Origin of the sequence: Psychroflexus sp. MES1-P1E, from assembly GCF_002836055.1 — a bacterium.
GTDB lineage: Bacteria > Bacteroidota > Bacteroidia > Flavobacteriales > Flavobacteriaceae > Psychroflexus.
This window is the reverse complement of the sequence record NZ_PJBS01000220.1, coordinates 1-3,171: the sequence shown is the minus strand read 5'-3', so window position 1 is coordinate 3,171 and position 3,171 is coordinate 1. Positions and strand designations below refer to the sequence as shown.

General features: G+C 34.9%; 7 protein-coding genes. All 7 read left to right on the top strand.

The annotated features are described in order from the left end of the window. The first annotated feature begins 146 nt into the window (after positions 1–146). On the top strand, positions 147–401 hold the full coding sequence (locus tag CXF67_RS08990; protein ID WP_102088454.1) for a GIY-YIG nuclease family protein: 255 nt from the start codon (positions 147–149) through the stop codon (positions 399–401). Between the two features lie 251 nt (positions 402–652). Continuing rightward, positions 653–862 carry a hypothetical protein gene (locus CXF67_RS08985; RefSeq protein WP_102088453.1) on the top strand — a complete coding sequence of 70 codons (210 nt, stop codon included), beginning with the start codon at positions 653–655 and terminating at the stop codon, positions 860–862. Between the two features lie 78 nt (positions 863–940). After that, positions 941–1,075 carry a hypothetical protein gene (locus CXF67_RS18770; protein ID WP_257984639.1) on the top strand — a complete coding sequence of 45 codons (135 nt, stop codon included), beginning with the start codon at positions 941–943 and terminating at the stop codon, positions 1,073–1,075. A 41-nt stretch (positions 1,076–1,116) separates the two neighbouring features. Then, a complete protein-coding gene (locus tag CXF67_RS08980) occupies positions 1,117–1,518 on the top strand; it encodes a hypothetical protein (RefSeq protein ID WP_102088452.1) in 402 nt (133 codons plus the stop codon). A gap of 8 nt (positions 1,519–1,526) precedes the next feature. Next, on the top strand, positions 1,527–1,736 hold the full coding sequence (locus tag CXF67_RS08975; RefSeq protein WP_102088451.1) for a hypothetical protein: 210 nt from the start codon (positions 1,527–1,529) through the stop codon (positions 1,734–1,736). A 45-nt stretch (positions 1,737–1,781) separates the two neighbouring features. After that, on the top strand, positions 1,782–2,315 hold the full coding sequence (locus CXF67_RS08970) for an RHS repeat domain-containing protein (RefSeq protein WP_180957938.1): 534 nt from the start codon (positions 1,782–1,784) through the stop codon (positions 2,313–2,315). Beyond that, on the top strand, positions 2,285–3,076 hold the full coding sequence (locus tag CXF67_RS08965; protein WP_145990426.1) for a hypothetical protein: 792 nt from the start codon (positions 2,285–2,287) through the stop codon (positions 3,074–3,076). The genes CXF67_RS08970 and CXF67_RS08965 overlap by 31 nt, the downstream gene beginning before the upstream one ends. Positions 3,077–3,171: the final 95 nt, after the last annotated feature.

Below are 3,171 nucleotides of genomic sequence, written 5' to 3'. Positions count from 1 at the left end.
CGATTTTACTTTTATTGATACATAGGAGGGTTTTTTGAGCAATTTTCATGGAATTCATAACCCGAAGGTCACTGGTTCGAGTCCAGTCCCCGCTACTAAAAAAAGCTTCACAGAAATGTGAAGCTTTTTTTTATTTTAGATCTGAAATGAAAAAATTTGCGGTTTATGTTTTAAAATCTTTGTCTTCGGAAAAACATTATGTTGGTTATACTCAGAATTTGATGACTAGATTTAGATCTCATAATGCCTTAGGAAAGAAAGGCTTCACCACCAGGCATCAACCTTGGTTTGTGATTAGGGTAAAGTTTTATGAAACAAAATGTGAGGCAATGACTAGAGAGAAATTTTTAAAAAGTGGTAGAAGTCGTGAATGGATGCAAAATTATATCGATGATTATTAGCTCGTCGTGCTCTTACCCGCCCGAGGCGGACACTGGTTCGAGTCCAGCCTGCCCGTCCTACTGGAACAGGTAGGCGAGTCCCCTCTACTAGTAAAGGCAAGGCTTCACAGAAATGTGTAGCCTCTTTAGTTTTCTACAGGTACAATATTTAAGTGTTTTCTACCCACTAGTATTAAAGCTCATCATTTGGTATTAATACTTTAAAAATTCTACTTTTTTTGCATAGTCTTGTAAAAGAAATATATTCTTTGATGACAAATAATCCAAAGACTAAAATTGAAAACGCAGTAAATATTTTAATTGAAAAGTGTATCTACACACAAAAAGTAGAATTCCCAAAAATGGAAACAGATAGTTTTTCTCTACTATTGGAAAAACAAATTCTCTTGCAAATAGAATCAAATCCTGAAAAATTCAAAATCAACCCAAATTCTCTTGAATTTAATAAAACACTACTTTAATTAGCTGAAATTAAACTTGAAAGAAAAGCACCCAAGAGTGTTGTTTAAGCTTTTGGTTTTATTGAAGAATTTCAGGAAATGTCAAAACTGGATAATGGAATTGCTAAGAATGTAATCAATGGCTATGGCAAATTGATTAAGGGATTGCAGGGTTATATCTTATATAGATTAAATTCGGTTGGATTTGGTGTTAAAGAATTTTTTTTTGGATAAATTGAAGCCTAAAGTAGAAAGAGAGAAAGAACTCTTCTTATTTGAACAGCACCTTTATAGATTCCTTCCAAATTCAAAATATTCAGCAAAAGAAATTTGGGATCAATTATAACGACCCCACAGATGCTAATACTACGGCTTTATACAATGGTAACATCAGCGAGAAGCACTGGAGAACGCAAAACATATCTAAGGATAAACGTATGTATAGTTATGAGTATGATGCTTTAAACCTGTTGACAGAAGCCAACTATAGTAATTTAGATAGTGGTTTGGCTGGTAATGAAGCAGAGAATTTTTATGCAGGTGGATTAAGCTATGATAAGAATGGAAATATTAAAAGATTGATCCATTATAGATTAAAAAAACAGAACCTACTAACTCGCCTATTTCTGGACCAAGTGCACCTGTGTTTGGAGGTGATGTTATTACCTACGAATTAATAGATAATTTGACTTATATTTATAACGATTCCAGTAATCAGCTTAAAAAGGTACAAGATTATAGTTTTAGACCAAGTGGTCTTAATCAGCCCTGTTCTGAGAATACTGCTTATACTTATGATGCTAATGGTAATATGATTACAGATGAGAATAAAGACAATGCCAATATTGATTATAATCACTTAAATTTACCAAAACGAATAGAATTTGAGACTTAAAGTAGGTCAGAAAAGTATATTGAATATGCTTATGATGCAACAGGGGTGAAACAAAAGAAAGTGGTGCAAGCAGTAAACAGTTCACAAACCAAGTATGCGGGTGGATTTATTTATGAAAGCTCCTCAACAGGGATTACAGGATCAACTGGCTTAGCTTTAAAATTTTTCTCTAGTCCCGAAGGCTATATAGATTTCAACAACCACGCCGTTTTTGATTTCATCTATCAGTACAAAGACCACTTAGGGAGCATAAGACTGTCCTACTCCGATAGCGATAAAAACGGCTCTATCAATGCCAATACTGATATCATAGAAGAAAAAAACTATTATCCTTTTGGACTTGAACATAAAGGGTACAATAATGTTGTGAACGGTACTGACCATCTTTATGGTTTTGGTGGTAAAGAAGAGAATACAGAACTCGGTTTAGAATGGTTAGATTTTGGAGCAAGAAATTACGATGCAGCTTTAGGACGTTGGATGAACCTGGATCCCTTGGCTGAAATGATGGAAGGCACTCACCTTATAATTATGGGTTTAGCAATCCGATGTTTTGGATTGATCCAGATGGTATGTTAAGTAAGCAAATGCTTACGGACGGTTTTTGGGCGGATACTGCAACAGACTCCAGTTCTAGTGCAGGTCATACGAGCACTTTTGATTCAACATCTTCTAGCGAAAGCCAAAGTTCAAATTGGAAATCTGCCTTTAAACAAATTGGCGAGGATCTTGAAAATATGGATACTAGTCTTGATGGTGGCGATGGTAATTGTTGTCCATATAATGGATTGTTTCCTATGAAAACACTCTTTCAAAAAATATCTTCTTCTTTAAGTGAGGATGTTGGGTTAAGTAATGATGCTATAAATAGTTTAGGAAATAAAATTCCTGATTATGTTATCAAAGCTATATTATCAACAAAACCAGTCGCATATTCACTAGAATTGACTGGTGCATCAGAAGCCATTGGAGCTTCTTCGATGTCTCCTTGGGGAGGTGTTTTCATCACAGCAGGTCCTGATATTGGTAAATACAAGAATTTCACCTCATTAGGTTTAGGTGCTGGTTGGATTAGTTCTAGTGCTATGGCCGTTGGATATAAATATTATTATTTAGGTAATGTTAGAAACTTCAGTATGGAAACAGTAGAAGGATGGGGGAATAACCTCAGCTTATCAGGTGGTGCTGGGGCTGCTGTTGGACTTAATTTGAGCTGGGTTGAAAATCAAAAGGCACCAGGTGAATATTTGATTGGAATTGGAGGTGGATTAGGAGTTGGAGTTGGTCCAACTATTATATCTGGACAGGCTACACGGCAAATGAATAAAATACATTGGTGATGAAAAATAATATCAAAATATCAGGAATTATATTTTGTGTGGGATTAATGATTGTATTGTTATTTTACTTTACTATAAAAGACTCAAATGAAATA